Raw genomic sequence first — 26,239 nt, 5'->3', positions numbered from 1 at the left:
GCGCTCAACCCACCCAGCGCCGCGCGTTGTGCCACAGCTCCATCCAGGGGCTGGTGGCGCTCTGGTCGCCCGAGGTCCAGCTCATCTGAATGTTGCGGAACACGCGCTCGGGGTGCGGCATCATGGCCGTGAAGCGGCCGTCGGCCGTGGTCACGGCGGTCAGGCCTTGCGGGCTGCCGTTCGGGTTGAACGGGTAGGCCTCGGTCGGCTGGCCGTGGTGGTCGGTGAAGCGCATCGCCGCGATCGCCTTGGCCGCGTTGCCGCGCCGCGCGAAGTTGGCGAAGCCCTCGCCGTGCGCCACCGCGATCGGCAGCCGGCTGCCGGCCATGCCCTTGAAGAACAGGCTCGGGGACTCGAGCACCTCAACCTGCGACAGCCGCGCCTCGAAGCGCTCGCTGCGGTTGGTCGTGAAGCGCGGCCAGTCCTGCGCGCCCGGGATGATGTCGGCCAGCTCGGCGAACATCTGGCAGCCATTGCACACGCCCAGGCCGAAGGTGTCACCACGGCCGAAGAAGGCCTGGAACTGCGCCGACAGGCGCTCGTGGAAGGTGATGGAGCGCGCCCAGCCGATGCCTGCGCCCAGCGTGTCGCCGTAGCTGAAGCCCCCGCAGGCCACGACGCCCTGGAAATCGGCCAGGTCGAAGCGGCCGGCCTGCAGGTCGGTCATGTGCACGTCGAAGGCTTCGAAGCCGGCCTGGGTGAAGGCGTAAGCCATCTCGACGTGCGAGTTGACGCCCTGCTCGCGCAGCACGGCCACCTTGGGCCGGCGCTGCAGCAGCGCTGGCGCCACCGCCGTAGTCGGCGCGAAGTTCAAGGCCACTTGCAGGCCCGGATCGTCGGTCGCACCGGCGGCCGCATGCTCGGCATCGGCACCGGCCGGGTTGTCGCGCTGCTGGCAGATCTTCCAGCTCACGCTGTCCCAGACCTGGTGCAGGTCGGCTAGCTTGGCCGAGAACACCGCCTTGGTGTCGCGCCAGACCTGGACCTCGCCCACACCGACTTCGATGGCACCGCCCGCAGGGCGCGTCTTGCCGATGAAGTGGCTCCACTTGGACAGGCCGTGCGCGCGCAGCACCTGCATGACCTCGTTGCGCTCGGCCGTGCGCACCTGCAGCACCACGCCCAGCTCCTCGCTGAACAAGGCCTTGAGCGTGAGTTCCTCGCGGCGTGCCGAGACCTGGGTGGCCCAGTTCTTGGCATCGCCGTACTCGGCCCGGCTGTCGCTGATGCCGTCGCCTTCGGTGACCAAGAGGTCCACGTTGAGCGCCACGCCCACATGGCCGGCGAAGGCCATCTCACACACCGTGGCCAGCAGGCCGCCGTCGCTGCGGTCGTGGTAGGCCAGGATGCGGCCCTGGGCGCGCAGTGCGTTGACGGCGTTGACCAGGTTCACGAGGTCTTGCGGCACGTCCAGGTCTGGTGCGGCGTCGCCCACCTGCCCCAGCGTCTGGGCCAGGATGCTGCCGCCCATGCGGTGCTGGCCACGGCCCAGGTCCACCAGCACCAGCGTGCTGTCGGCCTCGGTCGCATCGAGTTGCGGCGTCAGCGTGCCGCGCACGTCGGCCAGCGTCGCGAAGGCCGAGACGATCAGGCTCACGGGCGCGCTGACCTGCTTCTTCTCGGTGCCGTCCTGCCACTGCGTGCGCATGGACAGCGAATCCTTGCCGACCGGGATCGAGATGCCCAGCGCCGGGCACAGCTCCATGCCCACGGCTTTGACGGTGGCATACAGCGCGGCGTCCTCGCCGGGCTGGCCGCAAGCGGCCATCCAGTTGGCCGACAGCTTCACCCGCGGCAGCTCGATGGGGGCGGCCAGCAGGTTGGTGATGGCTTCTGCCACGGCCATGCGACCAGACGCGGGGGCGTCGATCACGGCCAGCGGTGTGCGCTCGCCCATGGACATGGCCTCGCCCGCGAAGCCGGCGTAGTCGGCCAGCGTCACGGCGCAATCGGCCACCGGCACCTGCCAGGGGCCGACCATCTGGTCGCGGTGCGACAGGCCGCCCACGGTGCGGTCGCCGATGGTGATCAGGAAGCGCTTGGACGCCACGGTCGGGTGGGCCAGCACGTCGATCACGGCCTTTTGCAGATCCACGCCGTTCAGGTCCAGCGGTGCGAACTGGCGCGCCACGGTCTGCACCTCGCGGTGCATCTTGGGTGGCTTGCCCAGCAGCACCTCCATGGGCATGTCGACGGGGTTGTCGTCGGAGGCCAGCACCAGTTGGCGTTCTTCCGTGGCCCGGCCAACCACGGCGAACGGGCAGCGCTCGCGCGCGCAGAAGGCCGCGAAGCGGTCCAGCGACTCGGGTGCGATGGCCAGCACATAGCGCTCCTGGCTTTCGTTGCACCAGATTTCCTTGGGCGCCATGCCCGACTCTTCGAGCGGCACGGCAGACAGCTCGAAGCGCGCGCCGCGGCCCGCGTCGTTGGTCAGTTCCGGGAAGGCGTTGGACAGCCCGCCCGCGCCCACGTCGTGGATGGCCAGGATGGGGTTGTCCGCGCCTTGCTGCCAGCAGCGGTTGATGACTTCCTGGGCCCGGCGCTCGATCTCGGGGTTGCCGCGCTGCACCGAGTCGAAATCCAGCTCGGCCGCATTGGCGCCCGTGGCCATGGAGCTGGCGGCGCTGCCACCCATGCCGATGCGCATGCCCGGGCCGCCCAGCTGGATCAGCAGCGCGCCGGCCGGGAACGGGATCTTCTTGGTCTGCTCGGCCGCGATGGTGCCGAGGCCGCCCGCGATCATGATGGGCTTGTGGTAGCCGCGGCGCTGGCTGTCCACATCGGATGCCGCGGTCTGCTCGTACTCACGGAAGTAGCCCAGCAGGTTGGGCCGGCCGAATTCGTTGTTGAAGGCTGCGCCACCCAGCGGGCCCTCGGTCATGATCTGCAATGCGCTCGCGATGTGGGCCGGCTTGCCATAGGCCACATCGGCGGCGTCAGGCCAGAGCTTGGAGACCGTGAAGCCGGTGAGGCCAGCCTTGGGCTTGGAGCCGCGGCCGGTCGCGCCCTCGTCGCGGATCTCGCCGCCCGCGCCGGTGGACGCGCCGGGGAAGGGCGAAATCGCCGTCGGGTGGTTGTGCGTCTCCACCTTCATGAGCACGTGGTGCAGCGCCGCCTGGCCGGCGTAGGCACCGCGCTCGCCCGCCACGAAGCGCTGCACGGTGCCGCCTTCCATGACCGAGGCGTTGTCGGAGTACGCGACCACCGTGTGCTGCGGCGCCAGCTGGTGCGTGTTGCGGATCATGCCGAACAGGCTCAGCGCCTGGTCCTGGCCATCCACCGTGAACTTGGCGTTGAAGATCTTGTGGCGGCAGTGTTCGCTGTTGGCCTGGGCGAACATCATCAGTTCGACATCGGTCGGGTTGCGGCCGAGCTTGGTGAAGGCGTCCAGCAGGTAATCGATCTCGTCCACCGCCAGGGCCAGGCCGAACGCGCGGTTGGCCGTTTCCAGCGCCGTGCGGCCGCCGCCCAGCACGTCGACGCGGGCCATGGGCGCGGCTTCCAATGTGGCGAACAGGCCTTCCGCTTGCTTGCGGTCGGCCAGCAGGCTCTCGGTCATGCGGTCGTGCAGCAGGTCGCCGATGGCCAGCAGCTGTTCGGCGCTCAGCTGGGGCTTGCCGCCCAGCAAACCGCTCTTGAGCACCAGCCGGTACTCGGTGATGCGCTCCACGCGGCGCACGGGCAGGCCGCAGTTGTGGGCGATGTCGGTGGCCTTGGAGGCCCAGGGCGAAACCGTGCCCAGGCGCGGCGTGACCACCAGCACCGGGCCGTCGACCGGGCCCTGGTACGGATCGCCATAGTCCAGCAGCGCGGCCAGGCGCTCGGCCGCGGCCGGCTCCAGGGGCGCGTCGGCCAGCACCAGGTGCACGTGGCGCGCCGCCAGGCCCGTGATCTTGTCGTGGACCGCCTGCAGGCGGGGGAGCAGTTGCTGGACGCGGAAGTCGCTCAGGGCGTTGCCGCCTTCGAGCTGGATCGGTTGCGAGGTCACGTTGTGGCGGCCTGTGGGTGGTGGGCGGGCGGTGGCCGGGCAAGCGCTGACTGGGCTTGGCGGTCCCCGCTTCAGGGAAAGCCCGCAATTTTAGCGGCGCCGGACAATGGAAAACCCGAGTGGGATAATTCGGCCCCATGAGCATCACCATCAAAGACGCCGCCGGGATCGCAGGCATGCGCGAAGCCTGCCGGCTGGCGTCCGAAGTCCTCGACTACCTGACGCCGCATGTCGCGGCCGGCGTCACGACCAAGGAAATCGACCGACTCGCCCACGAGTACATGGTCAACGTGCAGGGCACGCGCTCGGCCACGGTGGGCTACCAGCCGCCCGGCTACCCGCCCTATCCGGCCGCGCTGTGCACCTCGCTGAACCACGTGGTCTGCCACGGCATCCCGAACGAGAAGCCGCTCAAGAAGGGCGACATCATGAACATCGATGTCACCGTGATCACCAAGGACGGCTGGTTCGGCGACAACAGCCGCATGTACATCATCGGCGAAGGCTCCATCGCCGCGCGCCGCCTGGTGCAGGTGACCTACGACGCGATGTGGCACGGCATCGTCAAGGTCAAGCCCGGTGCCCGCCTGGGCGACATCGGTCACGCGATCCAGAAATTCGCCGAGGGCCAGGGCTACTCGGTGGTGCGCGAGTTCTGCGGCCACGGCATCGGCCAGCGCTTCCACGAGGAGCCGCAGGTGCTGCACTACGGCCGCCCCGGCACCATGGAGGTGCTGGAGCCCGGCATGACCTTCACGATCGAGCCCATGATCAACGCCGGCCGGCGCGAGATCAAGGACGGCCCCGAGAAGGACGGCTGGACCATCGTGACCAAGGACCATTCGTTGTCCGCCCAGTGGGAGCACACCGTGCTGGTCACCGAAACCGGCTACGAGGTGCTGACCCTGTCGGCCGGCAGCCTGGCGCCGCCGGCCTTCGTGCAACCCCAACCCAGCACCGCCGCCGCTTGAGCAGCCTGCCCGCCCCTTGCAGCGCCGCGCCGGCGGCCGATCTGCCGACGCTGCGCGCCCACTACCAGCAGCGCAAGAGCGCGCTGCTGCAGACGCTGCGCGACTGCGGCGCCAGCACGCGCAACCTGCACGGCGTGCTGCAGCAGCTGGGGCGGCTGGCCGACGAGACGCTGTGCCAGCTCTGGCAGCGCGCCGGCATGCCGACTTCCTGCGCCCTGCTGGCCGTGGGCGGTTTCGGCCGGGGCGAGCTGTTCCCGCATTCCGATGTCGATGTGCTGCTCATGCTGCCCGAAGACCTCTCGCCGGAGCACGATGCGGGTCTGAAGGCCTGCATCGAAGGCTTCATCGGCAGTTGCTGGGACGCAGGCCTGGAGATCGGCTCGTCGGTGCGCAACATCCGCGAATGCCTGGCCGAGGCCGACAAGGATGTCACGGTGCAGACCTCGCTGCTGGAGGCGCGGCTCATCGCCGGCCACAGCGGCCTGTTCACGCTGTTCAGCAACCAGTTCCGCAAGGCCGTCGACCCGCAGGCCTTCCTCGTGGCCAAGACGCTGGAGATGCGCCAGCGCCACAACAAGTTCGACAACACGCCCTACGCGCTGGAGCCCAACTGCAAGGAATCGCCGGGCGGCCTGCGCGACCTGCAACTGATCCTGTGGATCACCAAGGCCGCCGGCCTGGGCAGCAGCTGGGACGAGCTGGTCCGCACCGGCCTGGCCACGCCACACGAGGCGCGGCAGATCAAGCGCAACGAAGCCTTGCTGAGCCTGATCCGCGCCAGGCTGCATCTGGTCGCCGGCCGGCGCGAAGACCGCCTGGTGTTTGATCTGCAGACGGCCGTGGCCGAATCCTTCGGCTACCGCAACGACCTCTCGCAGGAAGCGCCGGTGCGCGCCAGCGAGCAGTTGATGCGCCACTACTACTGGGCCGCCAAGGCGGTCACGCAGCTCAACCAGATCCTGCTGCTCAACATCGAAGAGCGGCTGAACCCGACCACGCACGCGCTGCGGCCGATCAACGAGCGCTTCTTCGAGAAGGCCGGCATGATCGAGGTGGCCAGCGACGATCTCTATCACCGCCACCCGCACGCCATCCTTGAGACCTTCCTGCTCTACGAGAGCACGGTCGGCATCCGCGGCCTGTCGGCACGCACGCTGCGCGCGCTGTACAACGCGCGTTCGCTGATGACGGCGCGCTTCCGCAACGACCCGGTCAACCGCGAGACCTTCCGCCGCATCCTGATGCAGCCGGCCGGCATCACGCACGCCATCCGGCTCATGAACCAGACCTCGGTGCTGGGCCGCTACCTGTGGGTGTTCCGCAAGATCGTCGGGCAGATGCAGCACGACCTGTTCCACGTCTACACCGTGGACCAGCACATCCTGATGGTGTTGCGCAACATGCGCCGCTTCTTCATGGCCGAGCATGCGCACGAGTACCCGTTCTGCTCGCAGCTGGCCGCCGGCTGGGACAAGCCCTGGATCCTGTACATCGCAGCGCTGTTCCACGACATCGCCAAGGGCCGTGGCGGCGACCACTCCGAGCTCGGCGCGCGCGACGTGCGTCGCTTTTGCCTGCAACACGGCATCAGCCGGCAGGACAGCAAGCTGATCGAGTTCCTGGTGGAAGAGCACCTCACGCTGTCGCGCGTGGCCCAGAAGGCCGACCTCTCCGACCCCGATGTCATCGCTGGCTTCGCCAAGCGCGTGGGCAACGAGCGCTACCTCACGGCCCTGTACCTGTTGACCGTGGCCGACATCCGCGGCACTTCGCCCAAGGTCTGGAATGCCTGGAAAGGCAAGCTGCTGGAAGATCTGTACCGGTACACGCTGCGCGTGCTGGGCGGTCGCGCGCCGGACCCGGATGCCGACATCGAGGCCCGCAAGCGCGAGGCGCTCACACAGCTGGCGCTGCATGCCGAGCCCTTCGAATCGCACAAGCAGCTCTGGGCCACGCTGGACGTGAGCTACTTCATGCGCCACGAGGCCGGCGACATCGCCTGGCACGCACGCCAGATCGCGCGCCACCTGGGCCCCGAGGGCCTGTCCCCGGACCAGCCGGCCCTGGTGCGCGCACGCCGCTCGCCGGTCGGCGAAGGCCTGCAGGTCATGGTCTACACGGCCGACCGCGCCGATCTGTTCGCGCGCATCTGCGGCTACTTCGACCAGGCCGGCTTCTCCATCGTCGACGCCAAGGTGCACACGGCCAAGAACGGCTATGCGCTGGACACCTTCCAGGTCGTCACCTCCATGCTGCCCGAGCACTACCAGGAGCTCATGCACATGGTGGAGGCCGACCTTGGCCAGGCCCTGGCCACCGGCGGCCCCCTGCCTGCCCCGGGCCGCGGCCGCGTGTCGCGCCGCGTCAAGAGCTTCCCCATCGCGCCACGCGTGGACCTGCAGCCCGACGAGAAGGCCCAGCGCTGGCTGCTGTCGATCTCAGCCAGCGACCGGCCCGGCCTGCTCTACCTCGTGGCCCGCGTGCTCGCGGCCAACGACATCAGCGTGCAGCTGGCCAAGGTCACGACGCTGGGCGAACGTGTGGAAGACACCTTCCTGATCCAGGGTCCGGCGCTGCAGCAGAACCGGCTGCAGATCGTGGTGGAGACGGAACTGCTCGAGGCACTCGCCTGACGCGCACGGTCCAGATGCAGCGCGCCGCCACCTGGACCGTCTGCATCGCCGCACTGGCCCTGCTTGCGCCGGGCTGCGCCGTCCGCAACACCCCGCCTGACGGGGGCGGTGCTCGCTGGACCAACACGCTGGGCATGGTCTTCGTGCGCATCCCGGCGGGCAGCTTTCGCATGGGAACCGCCGCCTCTGCCGAAGAACTGCAGGCCCTCTACCCGCGCGCCGAACCGCGTCGCCTGCAGGGGCTGGACGACGAGCGGCCGGCCCATGCCGTGCGCATCACGCGGCCGTTCTACCTGGGGCAGCACGAGGTCACCGTGGGCCAGTTCCGGGCCTTCCTGGAACGCTCGGGCCATGTGCCGGAATCGATCGCCGACGGCACCGGAGGCTATGGCTGGAATCCGGCCTACGACCCCGCCACCACGGCGCGCGGCGACGCCTTCGAGGGCCGCGATCCACGCTACTCCTGGCGCAACCCGGGCTTCGCGCAGGGCGAGGACCATCCCGTCGTCAACGTGACCTGGAACGACGCCCAGGCGCTCGCGCGCTGGCTGTCACGCACCGAAGGGCGCCGTTACCGGCTGCCGACCGAAGCCGAGTGGGAATATGCCTGCCGCGCCGGCCAGCAAGGGGCGGAGCCGCCGCCCGCCGCGCTGCAGGGCCAGGCCAACGTGTTCGACCGCGAGGCGGCCGTGCACTGGCCGAAGTGGGCGGACCAGGCCTTCCCGTTCCACGACGGCCATGCGTTCACGGCGCCCGTGGGCAGCCACGCGCCCAATGCCTTCGGCCTGCACGACATGCTGGGCAACGTCTGGGAATGGACCGCCGACTGGCATGCCGACGACTACTACGCCCATTCCCCTGCCGAGGACCCGCCGGGCCCCGCCGAGGGCGAGGTCAAGGTGCGCCGCGGCGGCTCCTGGCACACCTGGCCGCTCTATGCGCGCTGCGGCTTTCGCAACTGGAACACGCCCCAGACGCGCTACACGCTGGTCGGCATCCGGTTGGTGCGCGAGGCGCCGTGATCAGTTGTCGATCACGCGCCGCGTGAACGCCTCCAGGTAGTCCATCAGCGCATCGGCGCCCTGCACGGCCGCGGCCTCGTTGCCGTCGGCGATGCCGCGGGCCAGCAAGGCGTGGCAGCGCGCGCCCTCGGTGATCTCCCCAGCATGCTGGTAGGCGTACCAGAACCTCCGGCACTGCGTGACCAGCGGCACCACGGCCGTCACGGCCGAAGCGTTGCGGCTGGCCGCGTGGTTGGCGACGTCCAGGTCATGGTCAGCGCGCATGTAGGCCTTGAGGTCGTCGCGCGCGGCAGCGGCCACCATGCGCTGGGCGCAGTCGGCGATCTGCTGGCGCTCGGCCGCGTTGGCGCGGCGCGCCGAACACGAGGCGATGACGCGCTCCAGCACCCGCCGCGTGAGGATCGTGTCCAGATGGTTCGCCAGGTCGATCGGCGAGACCAGCAGCCCGCGCCGCGGCTGCTGCACGATCAGTCCGATCGACATGAGCCGCATCAGCGCCTCGCGCACCGGCGTGCGGCCGATGCCCACCCGCTCTGAAATCTCGGCCTCCACGATCGGGCTGCCGGGCGGCAGGCCCATGGTGGAAATCATGGCCTCGATGGCTTCGAAGGCCAGGTCGGCGTCACGCCGCTTCGGCGCAGCGGCCTTCTTCAAGTTCACGGCGAATCCTCAGGGTAAGCACGGACGAGAAACCGTGGCATCAAGCTTGCAATGGACTCTAGCATACGTCTAATATATTTCAAATATTCCAAAGGAATACCCAAAATGCAGCACACCGCCCCACCACGGCGCAGCCCTCTCTCCAGTTTGGTGCTCGACGCATCCGGCTTCGTGCTGCGCGTGGAACGCCAACTGATCCTGTGGCTCATGGCGCTGTTGATGGTGCTGATCCTCGTCAATGTGGTCACGCGCTACACCGGCATGCCGATCTACTGGATCGACGAGGCGGCGGTCTATTCGGTGGTGTGGCTCACCTTCGTCGGCGGCTCGGCGATGACGCGCCTGCGCATGGATTTCGCCGTGACCTTGCTGACCGAGAAGCTGGGCGCGCGCCTGGCCCAGGCCTTCAAGCTGCTGGCCGGCGCCGGCGTGCTGGTGTTCGGCCTGGCCATGCTGGTGATGTGCTGGATCTGGATGGACCCGGTGGGCATCGCACGCGCGGGCTTCGACGCCAAGGAGTTCGCTGGCACGTCCTTCAACTTCCTCTACACCGAACGCACGCAGACGCTGAACTGGCCGACCTGGCTGCTGCAGACCATCCTGCCGCTGGTCGCGTTGACGCTGAGCCTGCACGCCGCCGCCAACCTGGTCGAAGACCTGGGCTGGCAGCCCAAGCGCCGCCATGCCGGCTTCCCCTCGTCCGATGCCGAAGCCGTGGTGAACTGAGCATGCTGACCACCCTCTTCTTCTTGGCCATCCTGTTCATCGGCGTGCCCATCGGCATCTGCCTGTGCCTGGCTGGCATGTTCTACATCTGGGACAGCGGCAACCCGCTGTTGTTCCAGTCCTTCCCGATGCAGATGTTCGGCGGGGTCGACAGCTACGGGCTGATCGCCATCCCGCTGTTCATCCTGATCGGCGAGATCATGAACGGCGGCGGCATCACGCGCCGGTTGGTCGAGCTGTCGATGGCCTTCGTCGGTTCGGTCAAGGGCGGCCTGGCCTACGTCAACGTCCTGGCCAACGCGCTGGTCTCCTCCATCATCGGTTCGGCCACGGCGCAGGTGGCCATCATGTCGCAGGTCATGGTGCCGCAGATGGAAAAGCAGGGCTACGACAAGACCTTCGCCGCCGGCCTCACGGTCTACGGCGGCATGCTGGGGCCCATCATCCCGCCCTCGGTGATGTTCGTGGTCTACAGCGTGCTGGCCCAGGTGGCCGTGGGCGACATGCTGATCGCCGGCATCCTGCCCGGCATCCTGCTCACGGTGCTGTTCTTCGTCGTGATCGCACTCATGGGGCTGGTCTACGAGTACCCGCGCAGCGAGCGCCGCACATTGCGCCAGCGCGCCAAATCGGTGGCGGTGTGCAGCCCCACGCTGCTGATTCCCATCGTGATCGTCGGCTCCATCCTTTCGGGCCTGGCCAATCCGACCGAAGCGGCCGCCGTGGGCGCGGTGGCGTCCGCGCTGGTGGGCCGCTACGTCACCAAGGAGTTCCGCTTCAGCCAGATCCCCGAGATGCTGGTGCGCTCGGGCATCTATTCGGCCATCGTGCTGTTCCTGGTGGCGGCGGCGGCCGTGTTCTCGTGGATCCTGATCTTCGGCAAGGTGCCGCAGGCCACCGCCGCCTGGGTGCAGACCGTGGCCAAGGACCCGGTCACCTTCATGCTGCTGAGCAACGTGATCCTCCTGGTCATCGGCACCGTGATCGACGGCATTCCCGGCCTGATCATGACCGTGCCCATCCTGCTGCCCATCGCCACCGAGGTCTACGGCATCGACCCGCGCCACTTCGGCGTGGTGGTGGTCGTGAACCTGGTGCTGGGCCTGATGTCGCCGCCCGTGGGGCTGAGCTTCTTCGTCGCCGCGGCCGTGACGGGCGCCAAGCCCGGAAAGATGTTCGTCGTGACGCTGCCGTTCTTCCTGATCTGCTGCGTGGCGCTCGTCCTGTTGTCGATCTTTCCCTGGCTGTCGCTGGGCCTCATCAAGTAGCTTTTCAACCTGGAGTCTTTGCCATGACCGTTTCCCGTCGCTCGTTCGTCGCCGGCAGCGCCGCTGCCGCTTCGCTGGCTTTCAGCCCCGTGCTGCGTGCACAAGCCAAGGAATTCCGCATCGGCCTCATCACGCCGGCCGGCCACTCCTGGAACCGCGCCGCCGTGGCCTTCGGCGAGACGCTCAAGAAGGAGACCGGCGGGCGCCTGTCGGCCACGGTGTTCCACTCGGGCCAGCTCGGCAACGAGTCGGCCATGATGCAGCAGCTGCAGTCCGGCGCGCTCGACATGGGCTGGATCCAGGCCGCCGAACTCGGCTCGCGCGTGGCCACGGTCGCCGCCATCAACGCACCCTACCTGGTGCGTTCCACGGCCAGCGTGGCCAAGCTGGTCAAGACGCCGGCCGCCATGAAGCTGCTGGAAGTGCTGCCGCGCGAGACCGGCTGCATCGGCCTGGGCTGGGGCATCACGGGCATGCGCTCGGTGTTCTCCACGAAGGACCTGAACAGTTCGGCCGACCTCAAGGGCCTGAAGCTGCGCATCAACCCAACGCCGGTCTACCGCGACTTCTACCAGTCCATGGGTGCCGCGCCCACGCCGATCCCCACACCCCAGGTGTTCGACGCCATGGCCAACGGCCAGGTCGACGCGCTGGAGGCCGACATCGAGTTCTCGTGGAATGCGCGCTTCGACAAGGTGTCCAAGGTGATCCTGCAGATGAACGCGCTGTTCATGCCGTTCGCGCCGCTGGTCTCCGGCCGCGTCTGGGCGTCGCTGCCGGACAAGGACAAGGAACTTATCCGCGCGCAGGTGGCCAAGTCGCTGGACGCGCAAATTGCCGAGATCGCAGGCACCGAGCCCGGCCTGCTGGCCAAGTTCAAGGAGACCGGCATCGCCATGAAGACCGAGCCGGCCGCCAACGTGGAGGCCAGCATCCAGGCCTTCGACGCCATCTGGCTGCCCAAGGCACCGGCGATCGCCGAGCTGCGCAAGACCGGCGCCACGCTCTGATTTTTCAACCCACAGGAGGCAAACCATGAGCCCCAAAGTCAGCTGGCAGGGCGTGTTCCCGGCCGTCACCACCCAGTTCCGCGAAGACATGTCGGTCGACGTGGACGCCACCGCCAAGGTCATGGACGCGTTGATCCAGGACGGCGTGTCAGGCCTGATCGTCTGCGGCACGGTCGGCGAGAACTGCTCGCTCTCGACCAAGGAGAAGATCGCCATCATGGAGGCCGCCCGCGCCGTGGCCAAGGGCCGCGTGCCGGTGATCTGCGGCATCGCCGAGTTCACCACGGCCTTCGCCTGCGAGACGGCCAAGGAGGCCGCGCGCATCGGCGTGGACGGCATCATGGTCATGCCCGCCCTGCTCTACTCGTCCAAGCCGCACGAGACGGCGGCGCACTTCCGTACCGTGTCCAAGGCCACCGACCTGCCGGTCATGGTCTACAACAACCCGCCGATCTACAAGAACGACGTGACGCCGGACATCCTGGCCACGCTGGCGGACTGCGAGACCATCGTCTGCTTCAAGGACAGCTCGGGCGACACGCGCCGCTTCATCGACACGCGCAACATGGTCGGCGACCGCTTCGTGCTGTTCGCGGGGTTGGACGACGTGGTCGTCGAGAGCGTGGCCATGGGCGCCGTCGGCTGGGTCTCGGGCATCTCCAACGCCTTCCCGAAGGAAGGCGAGACCCTGTTCCGCCTGGCCAAGGCCGGACGCTTCGACGAACTGATGCCGCTGTACGAGTGGCTGATGCCGATCCTGCACCTGGATGCGCGGCCCGACCTGGTGCAATGCATCAAGCTGTGCGAGCACATCCTGGGCCGCGGCACCTACCGCACCCGCCCGCCGCGGCTGGAACTCCCGGCCGCCGACAAGCTGCACGTGGAGACCATCATGAAGAAGGCGCTGGCCAACCGGCCGGTGCTGCCGGACGTGGGGATCACCGGGCGCTGAGCGCCAGGCGTCCACGCCCCATGCCAGGCCGTGCCGTCAGGCCCGGCGGCGGCATGCGGCGCCCACCAGGCCCAGGCCGGCCAGCACCAGGGCCAGCGTGGCGGGCTCAGGCACTTCGCTTGCGTCCTGGAAGCTGAAGTCGTCCATCACGTAGAACGCGTGCAGGTTGCTGGACACGACCACAGCGTCGATGGCGCCGGTCCAGCCGCTGGCCAGGAAGGCCGGTGTGTCGGACAGGCCCAGCGTGTCGGAGCTGCCGACCAGCGCACCGGCCAGGTACAGGTCGAAGCGCACGCTGGCCTCGCCGTAGCCGGCGAACCAGGCGCCGTCGAACACCGTCGGCGCGAGGAAGCGGATGGTGCTCGTGGCGTCCGTGCCGTCCCAGCCCATGACGATGCGGCCATCGCCCGAGTGCGCCGTGAACGGCGTCCCCGGCGTGGTCATGACCGACCAGCTGCTGCCCGACCAGTCCAGGCCGCCGTAGCTGGCGGGCACGGCCTCGTAGCCGTCGGGGCCCGTGATGTCGTCGAAGCTCAGCACGGCGGCCGAGGCAAAGGTGGTGCACAGCGCCAGGGCCGTGCCGGCGATCACGCCGCGAAGAATGGAATGCATGTCGGTTCTCGTGAAGGGGTTCAACGCTGGCCCAGCGCGGGGTCGCTGACGGTGTGGCGGCCGGTCTCGACGCGGCCGGCGAAGCGCCGCAGGTAGTCGGGCTGGCCCGAGACCGTGGTGCTGAAGTCGTACCAGTAGCCGTTGCCGGCCGTGGGCAGGCGCACAGCGAGTTCGCCGCGCGGCGCCAGGGTGTGGCTCTGGCTCAGCGCGGCGTAGGCGTTGGCGGTCAGGTTGAAGGTGCACGGCGCCGTGCCGGCGTTGACCAGGCGCAGCACGAGCTCGCCCGTGGCGGCGTCGCAGCGCACCTGCACGTCGGGCCGCGGCTGGCCGGCGGCGATCGCGCGCAGCGCACTGCCCGTGAAGTGGCGGTGGTAGCCGTTGGGCCCCAGCACCCACAGGTCGTAGGCGCCACCGACGGCCGGCGTCCAGAGATCCGACAGCGTCTTGCCGGCTTCCACCATGTAGCGGCGCGGCACGGCGGCCAGGTCTTTGCGGTCGTAGACATGGAACACGGCGGCTTGGCGGCCCGTGTTGGCGAAGTCCAGCGCCACGCGCACGGCCGCCATGGTGGCGCCGGGCTGCACCGTGCAGGTGGTCGCCAATTCATAGGGCAGCGCGCGCGAGGGGCGCGTGCCTTCGGCCTGCACCGGGAACTGCTGGGCGGCCGGCGGCACGATCTGCGCGAGCCGCTGCTGGGCTGTGCGCAGCGCGTCGGCCTCGGTGCGGCTCTTGCGGCCCTGCAGCACCGGAAGCACTTCGCTGTTGGGCGTGGCGAAGTTGAAGGCGCTGGTCAGGTCGCCGCAGACCGCGCGGCGGAACGGGCTGACGTTGGGCTCGGCCACGCCGAATCGCGCCTCCAGGAAGCGGATCACCGAGGTATGGTCGAACACTTGCGAGTTGACCCAGCCGCCGCGGCTCCAGGGCGAGATCACGTACATGGGCACGCGCGGGCCGGGGCCGTAGACGCGGCCATCGGCAGCTGGCTGGCTGGTGCTGCCCAGCGGCCTGCCGTGCGTGTAGTACTCGGCACCCAGGTCGCTCTGGGCCAGCGTGGTCTTGCCGGCATAGCCGCCCTTGCCGTCCGGCGAGGGTGCGGACGGCGAAGGCACATGGTCGAAGTAACCGTCGTTCTCGTCGAAGTTGACGATCAGCACGGTCTTGCTCCAGACCTCGGGGTTGGCCGTCAGCGCGTCCAGCACCTCCTGCAGGAACCAGGCGCCCTGCACCGGGCTGGACGGGCCCGGGTGCTCGCAGTAGGCCGAGGGCGCGTTCATCCAGGACACGGCGGGCAGCTTGCCTTGGAGGATGTCCCGCTTGAAGGCGTCCAGGTAGTTCTCGGGCGAAGTGCCGGGCAGCGTGTTGGCGATGCCCTTGTACAACGGGTTGTTGGTGTTGTCCGTGGCCGCGTCGTAGGCGTGGTATGGGAGAGCCTGGCCAGAGTTGCTGTAAGCGCTGTTCGGTGCGCCGCCGCTGGACACGGGATAGCCCGAAGCCTGGTTGGCGCGGCGGAACTGGCGGAACGCGCCCAGCATGTTGTCTCCCCACTCGTCGGGCATGTTCTGGTAACTGATCCAGCTCACGCCGGCCGCTTCCAGGCGCTCCGCATAGGTGGTCCAGGTGTAGCCCGTGTTGACGGCGCTGGCGCGGCCGTCCAGCCAGTCCCATTCGTTGGAGACGAAGGCCGTGCCGGTGGGCACCGCGCCGTTGGTGCCGGTCAGGAAGAACGCGCGGTTGGCGTCCGTGCCCGTGTGCATGGCGCAGTGGTAGGCGTCGCACAGCGTGAAGGCGTTGGCCAGGGCGAACGGGAACGGGATCTCGGCTTCCTTGAAGTAGCCCATGGAGATCGTGTTCTTGTAGCGCGGCCACTGGTCCATGCGGCCGTTGTCCCAGGCCTGCTGGCTGTCGTTCCAATCGTGCGGCGTGCCGTTGGCGCGCTGGGCGTTGCCGCGGCTGCCGTCCAGGTGGAAGGGCATGACCACGTTGCCGTTGGCCAGGCGCTGCTGCCAGACGTTGCGGCCTTCGGGCAGCGGGATCGTGAAGCGGTCGCCGAAGCCGCGCACACCGGCCAAGGTGCCGAAGTAGTGGTCGAACGCACGGTTCTCCTGCATCAGGATCACCACGTGCTCGACATCGCGGATGGTGCCGGTCGCGTTGTTGGCGGGGATGGCGAGCGCGCGCTGGATCGCCGGAGGAAAGGCTGCGTAGGTCGCGGCGGCGATGCCCGCGTGGGCACTGCCGCGCAGAAAACTGCGTCGTGAGGTCATGGCTGTTGTGTGAGGTGTGGACGGCGCGCGCGCGGCGCATGGCCGCTTCGACGCACCGTGCCAGCGTATGCCGCGTGCGTGACGCGGTCGTGACCCCGAACAGCCAAGCGCCGCTGCGGCGCCTGCCTCGACGAGCCGATGCTCAGTCGTCCTCGCTGGCGGCGATGCCAGGGAACAGCACGTCGGTGAAGCCGAAGCGCGTGAAGTCGCGCACGCGCATCGGGTAGAGCTTGCCGATCAGGTGGTCGCACTCGTGCTGCACCACGCGGGCGTGGAAGCCCTCGACCGTGCGGTCGATCGCATCGCCGTACTGGTCGAAGCCCGTGTAGCGGATCTTCGACCAACGCGGCACCACACCGCGCAGGCCGGGCACGGACAGGCAGCCTTCCCAGTCCTCGTCCTCATCGGCCGACAGCGGCGTGATGACGGGGTTGCACAGCACCGTGATGGGCACCAGCGGCCGGTCCGGGTAGCGTGGGTTGCGCTCGTTGCTGCCGAAGATCACGAGCTGCAGGTCCACCCCGATCTGCGGCGCCGCCAAACCTGCACCGTTGACGGCGTGCATGGTGTCGAACAGGTCGGACACGAGCAGATGCAGCGCGTCCGAATCGAAGGCCTCGGCAGGCACGGGCTGGGCCACGCGCAGCAGGCGCGCATCGCCCATCTTGAGAATGTCGCGGACGGTCATGGGTTCTCCTGTGGTAGCAGCGCCAGCATGCCCGCTTCGTCCAGCACCGCGATGCCCAGCGCCTGGGCCTTCTCCAGCTTGCTGCCAGCCTCCTCGCCGGCCACCACATAGTCGGTCTTCTTGGACACCGAACCCGCCACCTTCGCACCGGCCGCCTCCAGCCTCTCCTTGGCCGCGTCGCGCGAGAGCGTGGGCAGCGTGCCGGTCAGCACGAAGGTCTTGCCGGCCAGCGGCAGCGGCACGCGCTGCGCGGCCAGTCCCTCGGATTCGGGCCAGTGCACACCGGCCGCGCGCAGTTGCTCCACCACCTCGCGGTTGTGCGGCTGCTCGAAGAAGGTGCGCAGGCTCTGGGCCACGATGGGGCCGACGTCGTTGACCTCCAGCAGCTGCTCGACGCTGGCGTCCATGATGGGGTCGAGGCGGCCGAAGTGCTTGGCCAGGTCCTTGGCCGTGGACTCGCCGATGTGGCGGATGCCCAGGGCATAGAGGAAACGGCCCAGCGTGGTGGTCTTGCTGGCTTCCAGCGCCTGCACCAGGTTCATGGCGCTCTTGTCGGCCATGCGCTCAAGCATGGAGAGCTTGCCCACGCCGAGCTTGTAGAGCTCGGGCAGCGTGCGGATCAGGCCACCGTCGACGAGCTGGTCCACGAGCTTGTCGCCCAGGCCCTCGATGTCCATGGCGCGCCGGCCCGCGAAGTGCAGCAGCGCCTGCTTGCGCTGGGCCGGGCAGAACAGGCCGCCCGAGCAGCGGTGGTTCACGCCGTCGGGCTCGCGCACCACGGCGCTGCCGCAGACCGGGCATTGCCGCGGCATGCGGAAATTGGGTACATAGCCCTCGCGCGGGCCCGGCACCACGCCCACAACCTCGGGGATCACGTCTCCGGCGCGGCGCACGATCACGCGGTCGCCCACGCGCACGCGCTTGCGCCGGATCTCGAACAGGTTGTGCAGCGTGGCGTTGCTGACGGTGGTGCCGCCCACGAACACGGGTTCGAGCTTGGCCACCGGCGTGAGCTTGCCGGTCCGGCCGACCTGGATCTCGATGCCGTTGAGCCGTGTGATCTGCTCCTGCGCCGGGTACTTGTGGGCCACGGCCCAGCGCGGCTCGCGCGACTTGAAGCCCAGCTGCTGCTGCAAGGCGCGGTCGTCGACCTTGTAGACCACGCCGTCGATGTCGAACGGCAAGCTGTCGCGCGCGGCGGCGATCAGCGCATGGAAGTCCGCCAGGCCTTGCGCGCCCTGCACCACTTGGCGGTCCTTGTTGACGGGCACGCCCATGGTCGCGAGCGCATCCAGCGTGGCCGAATGCGTGGCCGGCGCGTCCCAGCCCTGCACCTCGCCCAGGCCGTAGGCGAAGAAGCTCAGGGGCCGCTGCTGGGCGATGCCGGCGTCCAGCTGACGCACCACGCCGGCCGCCGCGTTGCGCGGGTTCACGAAGGTCTTGCCGCCGCTCTCGCGCTGGCGTTCGTTCAATGCCTCGAAGTCGTCGCGGCGCATGAAGACCTCGCCGCGGACCTCCAACACCGGCACGTTGCCGTGCTTGAGGTAGTTGGGGATGGACTTGATGGTGCGGATGGTGTGCGTCACGTCCTCGCCGGTCTCGCCGTCGCCGCGCGTGGCGGCCTGCACCAGCTCGCCCTGCTCGTAGCGCAGGTTGATGGCCAGGCCGTCGAACTTGAGTTCGGCCGCGTAGGCCAGCGCCGGCGCGTCCTCGGCCAGCTTGAGCGCGTTGCGCACGCTGGTGTCGAACTTGAGCGCACCGGCGGGCGTGGTGTCGGTCTCGGTCTTGATCGACAGCATGGGCACGGCATGGCGCACCGGCGTCAGGCCTTCCAGCACGGCGCCGATCACGCGCTGCGTGGGCGAATCGGCCGTCACGAGTTCGGGCCAGGCCGTCTCCAGCGCTTCGAGTTGCTGGTAGATGCGGTCGTACTCGGCGTCCGGCACCTCCGGGTCGTCGAGCACGTAGTAGCGGTGCGCGTAGCGGCGCAGCAGCGCCTTGAGCTGCTGCGCCTGTGCGGTCTGCTCGTGCGGCGCCATCAGCTGAACAAGCGGCGCGCGAGCGCCGAGCCGGCCGACAACTCGCGCGTGTCCAGCGTGTCGTACAGCTGCTCGAGCTCGGAGCCGATCACGTCCATGGCCTCGCGCGTGAGCGGGCGCGCCGCGTCGTCGGTGACCACGCCGTCCATGGCCTGGGCCAGCGCGGTGGCGGCTTCGCGCATGCGCACGAATGGCTGCTCGGCGCGCTCGACCTGGGGCACATCCAAGGTCAGCGTCACGCTGCGGATGGCGGCCTGGTCCGGGTCTTCGGCCAGCGCGGCCTGCGAATCGAAGCTCAGGCCCAGCAGCGGCGGCAGGCCGGGTGTGCCCGAGGGCAGCACCATGCGGCCCGGGATCATGCCGGCCACGAAGCCCAGGCGCGCAGCGTTCTGGTGCAGGTAGCCAGGGCTCCAGGCCGCGTGCAGCGCGCGCAGCGTGAAGCTCAGTTGCGCGTCGTGGCTGCTGGCGAACTGGTCCAGCTCGCGCGCGCGCGCCACCTCCTCGCGCATCTCGGGGAACTCGGGCGCGCCATTCATGGCATCGGCGAAGGCCTGGGCCTTCATGACGAACTCGGAGAACTCGATCTCGTTGAGCGCGCCCGTGCGGTTGGCCAGCTGCACGCCGGCCTGCAGCGCGTCGTAGCGCTGGCCGGCCTGCGCGGCCTCCCATTGGCCGCCGTTGACATTGCGGCCTTCCACCGCGAAGGGCTTGCTGCCGACACGGCGTGTGGCCGGCAGCGCGGCCAGCACGGCATCGCCGGAGACCGGGCCCTCGAGCGCGATGGGAGCGATCACGTCGATCAGCGGATCCAGCATGGCGCGGCGCTCGGGCGCGGCCGGCAGCGGCAGGCTGGCATCCTCGAACCCGGGTTCGCGGCGTTCACCATCGGCCGCGTCTTCACTGGCGGCGGGCTCGGCGGCGATGGGGTCGGGTTTGCGCGGCGCATTGCGGCGCGACGACCAGGCGCTGTGCGCCACGACGCCAGCCAGCACGACACCGCCGGCCACGGCCAATCCGATCTGCAGCGTGCTGCTCATCGGTTTCCTCTTGTTCTGGGTTGGATGTTCAGGACTCGGCCATGGACAGGGCCGATTCCATGTCGACCGCCACGATGCGTGAGACGCCCTGCTCTTGCATGGTCACGCCGATCAACTGCTTGGCCATTTCCATGGCGATCTTGTTGTGGCTGATGAACAGGAACTGGGTCTCGCGGCTCATGGCGCTCACGAGTTTGGCATAGCGCTCGGTGTTGGCGTCGTCCAGCGGCGCGTCCACCTCGTCCAGCAGGCAGAACGGTGCGGGGTTGAGCTGGAAGATCGCGAACACGAGCGCAATGGCCGTCAGCGCCTTCTCGCCGCCCGACAGCAGGTGGATGGTCTGGTTCTTCTTGCCGGGCGGCTGGGCAATCACCTGCACGCCCGAATCCAAGATTTCGTCGCCGGTGATGACCAGCCGCGCGTTGCCGCCGCCGAACAGCTCGGGGAACATGCGGCCGAAGTGGCCGTTGACGGTGTCGAAGGTGCCCGAGAGCAGTTCGCGCGTCTCGTTGTCGATCTTGCGGATCGCATCCTCGAGCGTGGTCATGGCTTCCGTGAGATCGGCCGTCTGCGCATCGAGGAACTGCTTGCGTTCGCGCGCGGCGCTGAGCTCGTCCAGCGCGGCGAGGTTGACGGCACCCAGCGCGACGATCTCGCGGTGCAGCCGGTCGATCTCGGTCTGCAGGCCGGACAGCCGCACATTGCCTTCGGTGATGGACTGGGCCAGTTGGGCCATGTCCACGCCCGCGTCGAGCAGGTGCTGGCTGTACTGCTCCAGGCCCAGGCGCGCGGCCTGCTCCTTGAGCTGGAACTCGGTGATGCGCTGGCGCAGGGGGTCGAGCTCGCGCTCGAACTTGAGCCGGCGCTCGTCGCTCGCGCGCAGGCGCTGCGTGAGGTCGTCGTACTCGCTGCGCTGCGCGCCCAGGGCGGCCTCACGTTCGAGCTTGAGCGCCAGCGCGTTCTGCAGACCCGCCTGGGCCGCGGCGTCCGACAGGCGCGAGAGCTCCTCGCGTGCGCGCTCCTCCTCGCCCACGAGCGAGCCGGCCTGCTGCTCGGCCATGGCGATGGCGCGTGACAATTCGTCGCGGCGTGCGCCCAGGCTGCGGTGCGCGAACTGCGCCTCCTGCGCCTGGCGCTCCAGGCTGCGTTGCTGCTCGCGCGATTCGGCCAGGCGGCGCTGGGCTTCGATCACGCGTTCGTCGAGCTGGGCATGGCGTTCCTGGCTGTCGGCCAGCTGCATGTCCAGCTCCTCGAAGCGGGCCTCGGCCGTGATGCGGCGCTCCTGCAGGTCTTCCAGCTGGGCGTCGACCTCGGCCAGGTCGCCGGTCAGCTGTTCGTTCCGGGCCCTGGCCTGCTCGGCCAGCTGCTGCAGCCGCAGCGTCTCAACCTGCAGCTGGTGCGCGCTGCTCTGGGTCTCAGCGGCCTCGCGGCGCGCGCCGACCAGGCGCTGCGCGGCGTCGGCGTAAGCGGCCTCGGCGCGCACCAGTGCGCTGCGCGACTCCTCGCCGATCAAGGCCTGGGCGCGCAACTGCTTGTCCAGGTTCTCGATCTCCTGTGCGCGCGCCAGCAGGCCGGCCTGCTCGGAGTCCTGCGCGAAGAAGCTCACGCTGTGGGCGCCGACCGCATGGCCGGCGCGCACGTAGATGGTCTCGCCGGGTTGTAGCTGGCTGCGCTGGGCCAGGGCTTCCTCGAAGCTTTGCGCCGTGTAGCAGCCGTGCAGCCATTCGGCGAACAGGGCGCGCTGGGCTGCATCGCCCAGGCGCAGCAGGTCGGCCAGGCGCGGCAGTTTGGCCGCCTCCGGCACTGTCGGCGTGGCCGGCGGGCTGTAGAAGGCCAGCTTGGCCGGCGGGCCATCGGCACCCTGCTGGCCGAGGAAACCCTTGACGCTGTCCAGTCGCGAGATCTCCAGCGCACCCAGGCGTTCGCGCAGCGCGGCCTCCAGCGCGTTCTCCCAGCCCTGCTCGATGTGGATGCGACTCCAGATGCCTTGCAGGCCATCCAGGCCGTGGCGGGCCAGCCACGGCGTGAGCTTGCCGTCGGTGCGCACCTTCTCCTGCAACGTCTTGAGCGCTTCGGCGCGGGCCGACAGGTCGGCCTCGCGCGCGGACTCGGTGTTGACGGTCTGCTGGCGCGTGCGCCGGTCTTCGTCCAGCTGCGGCACGCTGTCCTGCAGTTCCTGCAAGCGCGCATCGGCGATGCCGGCGGCCTCCTGGGCCTGCTCGAGTTGCGCCTGCAACTGCGCCAGGCGCGCCTCGTCGGGCACGGCCAGCGCGCGCTGGTCGGTCACGAGGCGCTCGCGCCGCTGGTTGAGCTGGCGGGATTGCTCCTCGATGCTGCGCTGCTCGGCCGCCAAGACCTGGATCTGCTGCTGGACCTGGCCGACGCTCGCACGCTGCTCGTTGGCCCGCGCCTGGGCCTGGCCCAGCGCGTCCTCGAGCTCGGGCAGGCGCATGGCCTGTTCCTCGACCTGGGCGGCCAGCAGCTCGGCGGCCTCTTCGGCCTGCTCGCCCTGGCCGGACAGCGTCTCGATCTCGGCCTCGGCATCCTCGCGGCGCGTCCCCCATTGGCCGATCTGCTCCTTCAGCGCGGCCAGGCGCTGTTCGACGCGCTGGCGGCCTTCGACCACGAAGCGGATCTCGCTTTCCAGCTTGCCGACCTCGGCACTGGCTTCGTAGAGCTTGCCCTGGGCCTGGTTGACCAGGTCGCCGGCCGCGTAGTGGGCTTGGCGCACGGTTTCCAGTTCGGCCTCGATGTGGCGCAGGTCGGCCACGCGGGCTTCCAGCGCGGTCTGGGCATTCGCGACCTCGGCCAGGATGCGGGCCTGGTCGGCCTCGCTGTCGGCGCGCTTCAAGAACCACAGCTGGTGCTGCTTGAGCGTGGCACTGGCCTGCAGCGCGTGGTAGCGCTGCGCGACCTCGGCCTGCTTTTCCAGCTTCTCGAGGTTGGCGTTGAGTTCGCGCAGGATGTCTTCGACGCGGGTCAGGTTCTCGCGCGTGTCCGACAGCCGGTTCTCGGTCTCGCGCCTGCGCTCCTTGTACTTGGAGACGCCCGCCGCCTCTTCGAGGAACAGCCGCAGCTCCTCGGGCTTGGACTCGATGATGCGGCTGATCGTGCCCTGGCCGATGATGGCGTAGGCGCGCGGCCCCAGGCCCGTGCCCAGGAACACATCCTGCACGTCGCGCCGGCGCACGGGCTGGTTGTTGATGTAGTAGCTGCTGGTGCCGTCGCGCGTGAGCACGCGCTTGACCGCGATCTCGCCGAACTGCGACCACTGGCCGCCGGCGCGGTGGTCAGCGTTGTCGAACACCAGCTCCACGCTGGCGCGGCTGGCCGGCTTGCGCAGGTTGGTGCCGTTGAAGATCACGTCCTGCATGGACTCGCCGCGCAGCTCGCTGGCCTTGCTCTCGCCCAGCACCCAGCGCACCGCGTCCATGATGTTGGACTTGCCGCAGCCGTTCGGGCCGACCACGCCCACGAGCTGCCCGGGCAGCAGGAAGTTCGTGGGCTCGACGAAGGACTTGAAGCCGGCCAGCTTGATGGAGTTGAGACGCAAGGGAGAGCTTGGTTGGGAAGATGCAGCGTGTCTGGTAATTCGGTCCGGACGCGCCGGACCTGCATGCGCTGCCAGGACAACGCACAGCCGCCCAAAATTTTATCTGAGCCGCTTGCAAGCCCCGCCCGCCAGCACCCGCGCAGAAACGGCAATGCCCGGCAAGAGGACCTGCCGGGCATTGGTGGTGGTGGAATGCGGCTTACTTCGCCAGCTTGCGGCGGCCTGCCGCCAGGCCCACCAGGCCCAGGCCGAACAGCGCGACCGAGGCCGGCTCGGGCACTTCAGTCACTCGGGTCTTGCTCGTGAAGGTGCCAGAACCGAAGGCGTTGGTGGCGCTGACGATCGTCGTGAACACCGTGCCGAAGGTGAAGTCCGCGCCTTCCGTCATGGTGTTGGTGTCGAAGTAGCTGGCGGCAAGGCCACCCACCACATCGAGTTGGCCGCCACCGAACATCGAGCGAACGACGCCGTTGCGGGTCACGATGTTGCCGTCGAGCGAGCTGCCATCCACTTCATGGCCGACCATCCCGAGCCACAGCACGGAAGGCGCATTGGCATAGTTCACCGTCACGTTGACCCAGCCGCCGGAGTAGCTTGGCAGGAAGGTGCCCGTGACGTTGCCGGTCGGCAAGCTACCGCTGCTCAGCTGGAAACCGCCGAAGCTGAAGGTCAGCGTGCAGCCAGTGCAAAAACTCGTGTTGTCGTTGATGCCCGAGATCGTTCCGGTGCCGCTCAGCACGCCTTGCGCGTTGATCGTCTGGTGGACGGAGGCGGTATTGCCGGAGAAGTCGAGGGAGAAGCCGTTGGCGTCCACGGCGGCGGTGTCCCACGTGACACCACCGACGTTGACGATGGCAGCTTGCGACACGGCAGCAGCAGCGGCGAGTGCGGCACCGAAGAGGGTCTTCTTGAGCACGTTCATATGTAGTCCTTGGATGTTGTTGAGGACGGCGTCTGCCGCTCCTCTGCACCAAGAATGCACATTCTGTGCCAGCAATTTGAAACAAACTAACCTATTGATTTATATAGACAAATTTGCATTTCAAATGCAATGCGTAAGAACATGTAAATTTCAGTGACACCGGCGTGTGAATTTGTTCACGCTTACGACGCGCCCTCGTTCGGCCGCAACTGGCGCTAGCGATAACGCCCCGGTGAGAGGATGCCGTTCGGATCCAGGCAGTCGTGCAGCCGCGCGTGGAAGGCTTTGGCCGTGTTCTGCAGGCCGACCACGGTCTGCATCCCGCCGATGCCCACGCGGTAGGGGAAATAGCCGGCCGCGCGCCCGGTCTGCACGAGTTCGGCGTAACAGGCCTTGGCGGCCGCCACGGCATTCGGATCGTCGCGCTTGAACACGATGGGCACGGTGCTGTCCACGAGCTTGTCGCTCAGCGTCGTGAAGGTGATCAGCGGCTCGATGCCGTGGCGTGCCGTGACCTCGTGCACCATCTTCACGTAGGCGCGCATGGTGGCCGGCCGGATCGGAACCAGCGGCGCATACCAGATCAGCCCGCTGCCGTCGCGCGCCGGATCGCGGAACTGGCCTTTCGGTGGGTTCGGATTGCGCCAGTAGGCCAGCGGCAATGCCGTCTCGTTGGGCCGGCCGGCCACGAGTTCCAGCGACAACGCCAGCGTCTGCGCCGTGCTGCCGATGCGCTCGCCCAGCCCGCCCGGCAGCCGCGCCGCTGCCCGGGCCAGGGTTTTGGCCGTGGCCGGCGTCAGGAAGATGAGCCGGCTGGCGATGCCGGCCAGCGCGCGCTTGATCTCCTTCTGCGCGGCGGCCACCACACCCTTGGTGCCGTACAGCGTGCCGAAGCCGGTCCACGGAAAGAGCTGGTACTGGCTGCCGAGTTCGGAGATGACATTGGGCGGAATCAGTCCGTTCACGAGCCGGTCTTCAGGGTACGGCGCCGACATGGCCAGCGTGCGGTGCTGGTTCATGAGGTTGATCGCGCCCACCGTGCCCGGCAGCTTGGAGAGCACGTTGCGAATCGCGGCCGCGGCCGCCTCCAGCAGGCTGTCGTCCTTGAGGCTGAACAGGCAGACCTTGACGCATTCCGGGCGCCTGGCCAGCACGATGCTCATCTTGGTCACGATGCCGAACGCACTCTGCGTGAACAAGCCGACGGAGTACGGGCCGATGCCGTACTTGAACAGCCGCGCGATCTCTTCGCCGCCGGCCTCGTGCATGGCCGTGCGGTAGATCGAGCCATCGGCCAGCACCACCTCGACATCGGTCACGGCCGCGAAGTGGTCGGTGATCGGCGTGACGCCATAACCGCGCTCCAGCGCATTGGACAGCAGGCTGCAGGTCGGCCCGGCACCCGTCACCGGCACCAGGAAGGGGTGCTGTCCGGCGTCGAGGAAGTCCGACAGCATGCCCTGGGTCACGCCCGGTTCCACTGTCACGACACCGAACTCGGCATCGAAGTGCAGGATCTTCTGCAGGCCACCCAGGTCGATCAGCACACTGCCGTCGCCCGGTGGCAGCGCCGTGCCGTAACCCCAGTTGTGGCCGGTGCTGATGGGATGCACGGGCACCTTGTTCTTCTGCGCGATCTGCATCACATCGGGCAGGCGCGCGCTGTCCAGGATGCGCAATGCTGCCGGAATCGCGCGCTCGTTGGCCGCCGTGTCGGCGCCGTAGGCGGCCTGTGCCTGTTGCGCATCCAGCACCTGCTCCGCCCCGAGGAGCTGCCTCCATGCACGGACCGCTGCTTCGATGTCCATTGCTCACTCCTGCTAAATGAATCAGGGCATATTACGCAATAACATTGATTCCCCCGCATCACTGGCAAGGCGGGACGACGAAACTG

General features: G+C 68.5%; 17 protein-coding genes. 7 read left to right on the top strand and 10 right to left on the bottom strand.

What is annotated here, in order from left to right:
* Positions 1 to 4 precede the first annotated feature (4 nt).
* On the bottom strand, positions 5 to 3,988 hold the full coding sequence (gene purL / locus ASF45_RS08895; protein ID WP_056660175.1) for a phosphoribosylformylglycinamidine synthase: 3,984 nt from the start codon (positions 3,986 to 3,988) through the stop codon (positions 5 to 7).
* Positions 3,989 to 4,125: 137 nt separating this feature from the next.
* Here purL and map point away from each other — a divergent pair, with 137 nt between their 5' ends.
* From map to ASF45_RS08880, 3 genes are read left to right on the top strand one after another with little or no spacing between them, the layout of a single operon-like run.
* Positions 4,126 to 4,959 (top strand): type I methionyl aminopeptidase, encoded by an 834-nt coding sequence (gene map, locus ASF45_RS08890; RefSeq protein WP_056660173.1) that lies wholly within the window; start codon positions 4,126 to 4,128, stop codon positions 4,957 to 4,959.
* On the top strand, positions 4,956 to 7,592 hold the full coding sequence (locus tag ASF45_RS08885) for a [protein-PII] uridylyltransferase (RefSeq protein ID WP_235580861.1): 2,637 nt from the start codon (positions 4,956 to 4,958) through the stop codon (positions 7,590 to 7,592). Before map ends, ASF45_RS08885 begins: the two co-directional genes overlap by 4 nt.
* A gap of 14 nt (positions 7,593 to 7,606) precedes the next feature.
* A complete protein-coding gene (locus ASF45_RS08880) occupies positions 7,607 to 8,614 on the top strand; it encodes a formylglycine-generating enzyme family protein (protein WP_056660170.1) in 1,008 nt (335 codons plus the stop codon).
* Here the strand turns inward: ASF45_RS08880 and ASF45_RS08875 are convergent, their stop codons facing one another.
* Complete coding sequence (locus ASF45_RS08875; RefSeq protein WP_056660167.1) at positions 8,615 to 9,274, bottom strand: GntR family transcriptional regulator; 660 nt, start codon at positions 9,272 to 9,274, stop codon at positions 8,615 to 8,617.
* Positions 9,275 to 9,379: 105 nt separating this feature from the next.
* Between ASF45_RS08875 and ASF45_RS08870 the strand changes: the two genes are divergently transcribed.
* The 4 genes from ASF45_RS08870 to ASF45_RS08855 are packed head-to-tail and all read left to right on the top strand — an operon-like array spanning position 9,380 to position 13,230.
* Positions 9,380 to 10,000: a TRAP transporter small permease gene (locus ASF45_RS08870; protein ID WP_056660164.1), complete on the top strand. Its 621-nt coding sequence runs from the start codon at positions 9,380 to 9,382 to the stop codon at positions 9,998 to 10,000.
* Positions 10,001 to 10,002: 2 nt separating this feature from the next.
* Positions 10,003 to 11,268 (top strand): TRAP transporter large permease, encoded by a 1,266-nt coding sequence (locus tag ASF45_RS08865; protein WP_056660161.1) that lies wholly within the window; start codon positions 10,003 to 10,005, stop codon positions 11,266 to 11,268.
* A 23-nt stretch (positions 11,269 to 11,291) separates the two neighbouring features.
* Entirely contained in the window at positions 11,292 to 12,278 is a 987-nt protein-coding gene (locus ASF45_RS08860; protein ID WP_056660158.1) for a TRAP transporter substrate-binding protein, read from the top strand.
* 25 nt (positions 12,279 to 12,303) lie between these two features.
* Entirely contained in the window at positions 12,304 to 13,230 is a 927-nt protein-coding gene (locus ASF45_RS08855) for a dihydrodipicolinate synthase family protein (protein ID WP_056660156.1), read from the top strand.
* Positions 13,231 to 13,266: 36 nt separating this feature from the next.
* Here the strand turns inward: ASF45_RS08855 and ASF45_RS08850 are convergent, their stop codons facing one another.
* The 8 genes from ASF45_RS08850 to ASF45_RS08815 form a co-directional block, all read right to left on the bottom strand.
* Entirely contained in the window at positions 13,267 to 13,842 is a 576-nt protein-coding gene (locus ASF45_RS08850) for a PEPxxWA-CTERM sorting domain-containing protein (protein ID WP_056660153.1), read from the bottom strand.
* 20 nt (positions 13,843 to 13,862) lie between these two features.
* Complete coding sequence (locus ASF45_RS08845) at positions 13,863 to 16,106, bottom strand: phosphocholine-specific phospholipase C (protein WP_056660150.1); 2,244 nt, start codon at positions 16,104 to 16,106, stop codon at positions 13,863 to 13,865.
* A 142-nt stretch (positions 16,107 to 16,248) separates the two neighbouring features.
* A complete protein-coding gene (locus tag ASF45_RS08840; protein ID WP_056660147.1) occupies positions 16,249 to 16,794 on the bottom strand; it encodes a peptide deformylase in 546 nt (181 codons plus the stop codon).
* Entirely contained in the window at positions 16,791 to 18,833 is a 2,043-nt protein-coding gene (ligA, locus tag ASF45_RS08835; RefSeq protein ID WP_056660144.1) for an NAD-dependent DNA ligase LigA, read from the bottom strand. Before ligA ends, ASF45_RS08840 begins: the two co-directional genes overlap by 4 nt.
* Entirely contained in the window at positions 18,833 to 19,870 is a 1,038-nt protein-coding gene (locus ASF45_RS08830) for a cell division protein ZipA C-terminal FtsZ-binding domain-containing protein (RefSeq protein ID WP_056660141.1), read from the bottom strand. Before ASF45_RS08830 ends, ligA begins: the two co-directional genes overlap by 1 nt.
* Positions 19,871 to 19,898: 28 nt before the next feature.
* Positions 19,899 to 23,423, bottom strand: coding sequence for a chromosome segregation protein SMC (gene smc, locus ASF45_RS08825; protein WP_056660138.1), 3,525 nt, complete (start codon positions 23,421 to 23,423; stop codon positions 19,899 to 19,901).
* 199 nt (positions 23,424 to 23,622) lie between these two features.
* Positions 23,623 to 24,345 carry a PEP-CTERM sorting domain-containing protein gene (locus ASF45_RS36360; RefSeq protein ID WP_056660135.1) on the bottom strand — a complete coding sequence of 241 codons (723 nt, stop codon included), beginning with the start codon at positions 24,343 to 24,345 and terminating at the stop codon, positions 23,623 to 23,625.
* 215 nt (positions 24,346 to 24,560) lie between these two features.
* The gene (locus tag ASF45_RS08815; protein ID WP_056660131.1) at positions 24,561 to 26,153 is read right to left on the bottom strand and encodes an FAD-binding oxidoreductase; all 1,593 of its coding nucleotides are present in this window, start codon (positions 26,151 to 26,153) and stop codon (positions 24,561 to 24,563) included.
* Positions 26,154 to 26,239: the final 86 nt, after the last annotated feature.

Source organism: Pseudorhodoferax sp. Leaf265 (genome assembly GCF_001422365.1).
GTDB lineage: Bacteria > Pseudomonadota > Gammaproteobacteria > Burkholderiales > Burkholderiaceae_C > Pseudorhodoferax.
Note: the sequence above shows the minus strand (reverse complement) of the source record. Positions and strands in the feature narration are given on the sequence as shown.

Coding starts and splice junctions, on each gene's coding strand:
- map (WP_056660173.1), top strand. CDS start 4,126: ATGAGCATCACCATCAAAGACGCCGCCGGGATCGCAGGCATGCGCGAA.
- ASF45_RS08880 (WP_056660170.1), top strand. CDS start 7,607: ATGCAGCGCGCCGCCACCTGGACCGTCTGCATCGCCGCACTGGCCCTG.
- ASF45_RS08870 (WP_056660164.1), top strand. CDS start 9,380: ATGCAGCACACCGCCCCACCACGGCGCAGCCCTCTCTCCAGTTTGGTG.
- ASF45_RS08865 (WP_056660161.1), top strand. CDS start 10,003: ATGCTGACCACCCTCTTCTTCTTGGCCATCCTGTTCATCGGCGTGCCC.
- ASF45_RS08860 (WP_056660158.1), top strand. CDS start 11,292: ATGACCGTTTCCCGTCGCTCGTTCGTCGCCGGCAGCGCCGCTGCCGCT.
- ASF45_RS08855 (WP_056660156.1), top strand. CDS start 12,304: ATGAGCCCCAAAGTCAGCTGGCAGGGCGTGTTCCCGGCCGTCACCACC.
- ASF45_RS08850 (WP_056660153.1), bottom strand. CDS start 13,842: ATGCATTCCATTCTTCGCGGCGTGATCGCCGGCACGGCCCTGGCGCTG.
- ASF45_RS08845 (WP_056660150.1), bottom strand. CDS start 16,106: ATGACCTCACGACGCAGTTTTCTGCGCGGCAGTGCCCACGCGGGCATC.
- ASF45_RS08840 (WP_056660147.1), bottom strand. CDS start 16,794: ATGACCGTCCGCGACATTCTCAAGATGGGCGATGCGCGCCTGCTGCGC.
- ligA (WP_056660144.1), bottom strand. CDS start 18,833: ATGGCGCCGCACGAGCAGACCGCACAGGCGCAGCAGCTCAAGGCGCTG.
- ASF45_RS08830 (WP_056660141.1), bottom strand. CDS start 19,870: ATGAGCAGCACGCTGCAGATCGGATTGGCCGTGGCCGGCGGTGTCGTG.
- ASF45_RS36360 (WP_056660135.1), bottom strand. CDS start 24,345: ATGAACGTGCTCAAGAAGACCCTCTTCGGTGCCGCACTCGCCGCTGCT.
- ASF45_RS08815 (WP_056660131.1), bottom strand. CDS start 26,153: ATGGACATCGAAGCAGCGGTCCGTGCATGGAGGCAGCTCCTCGGGGCG.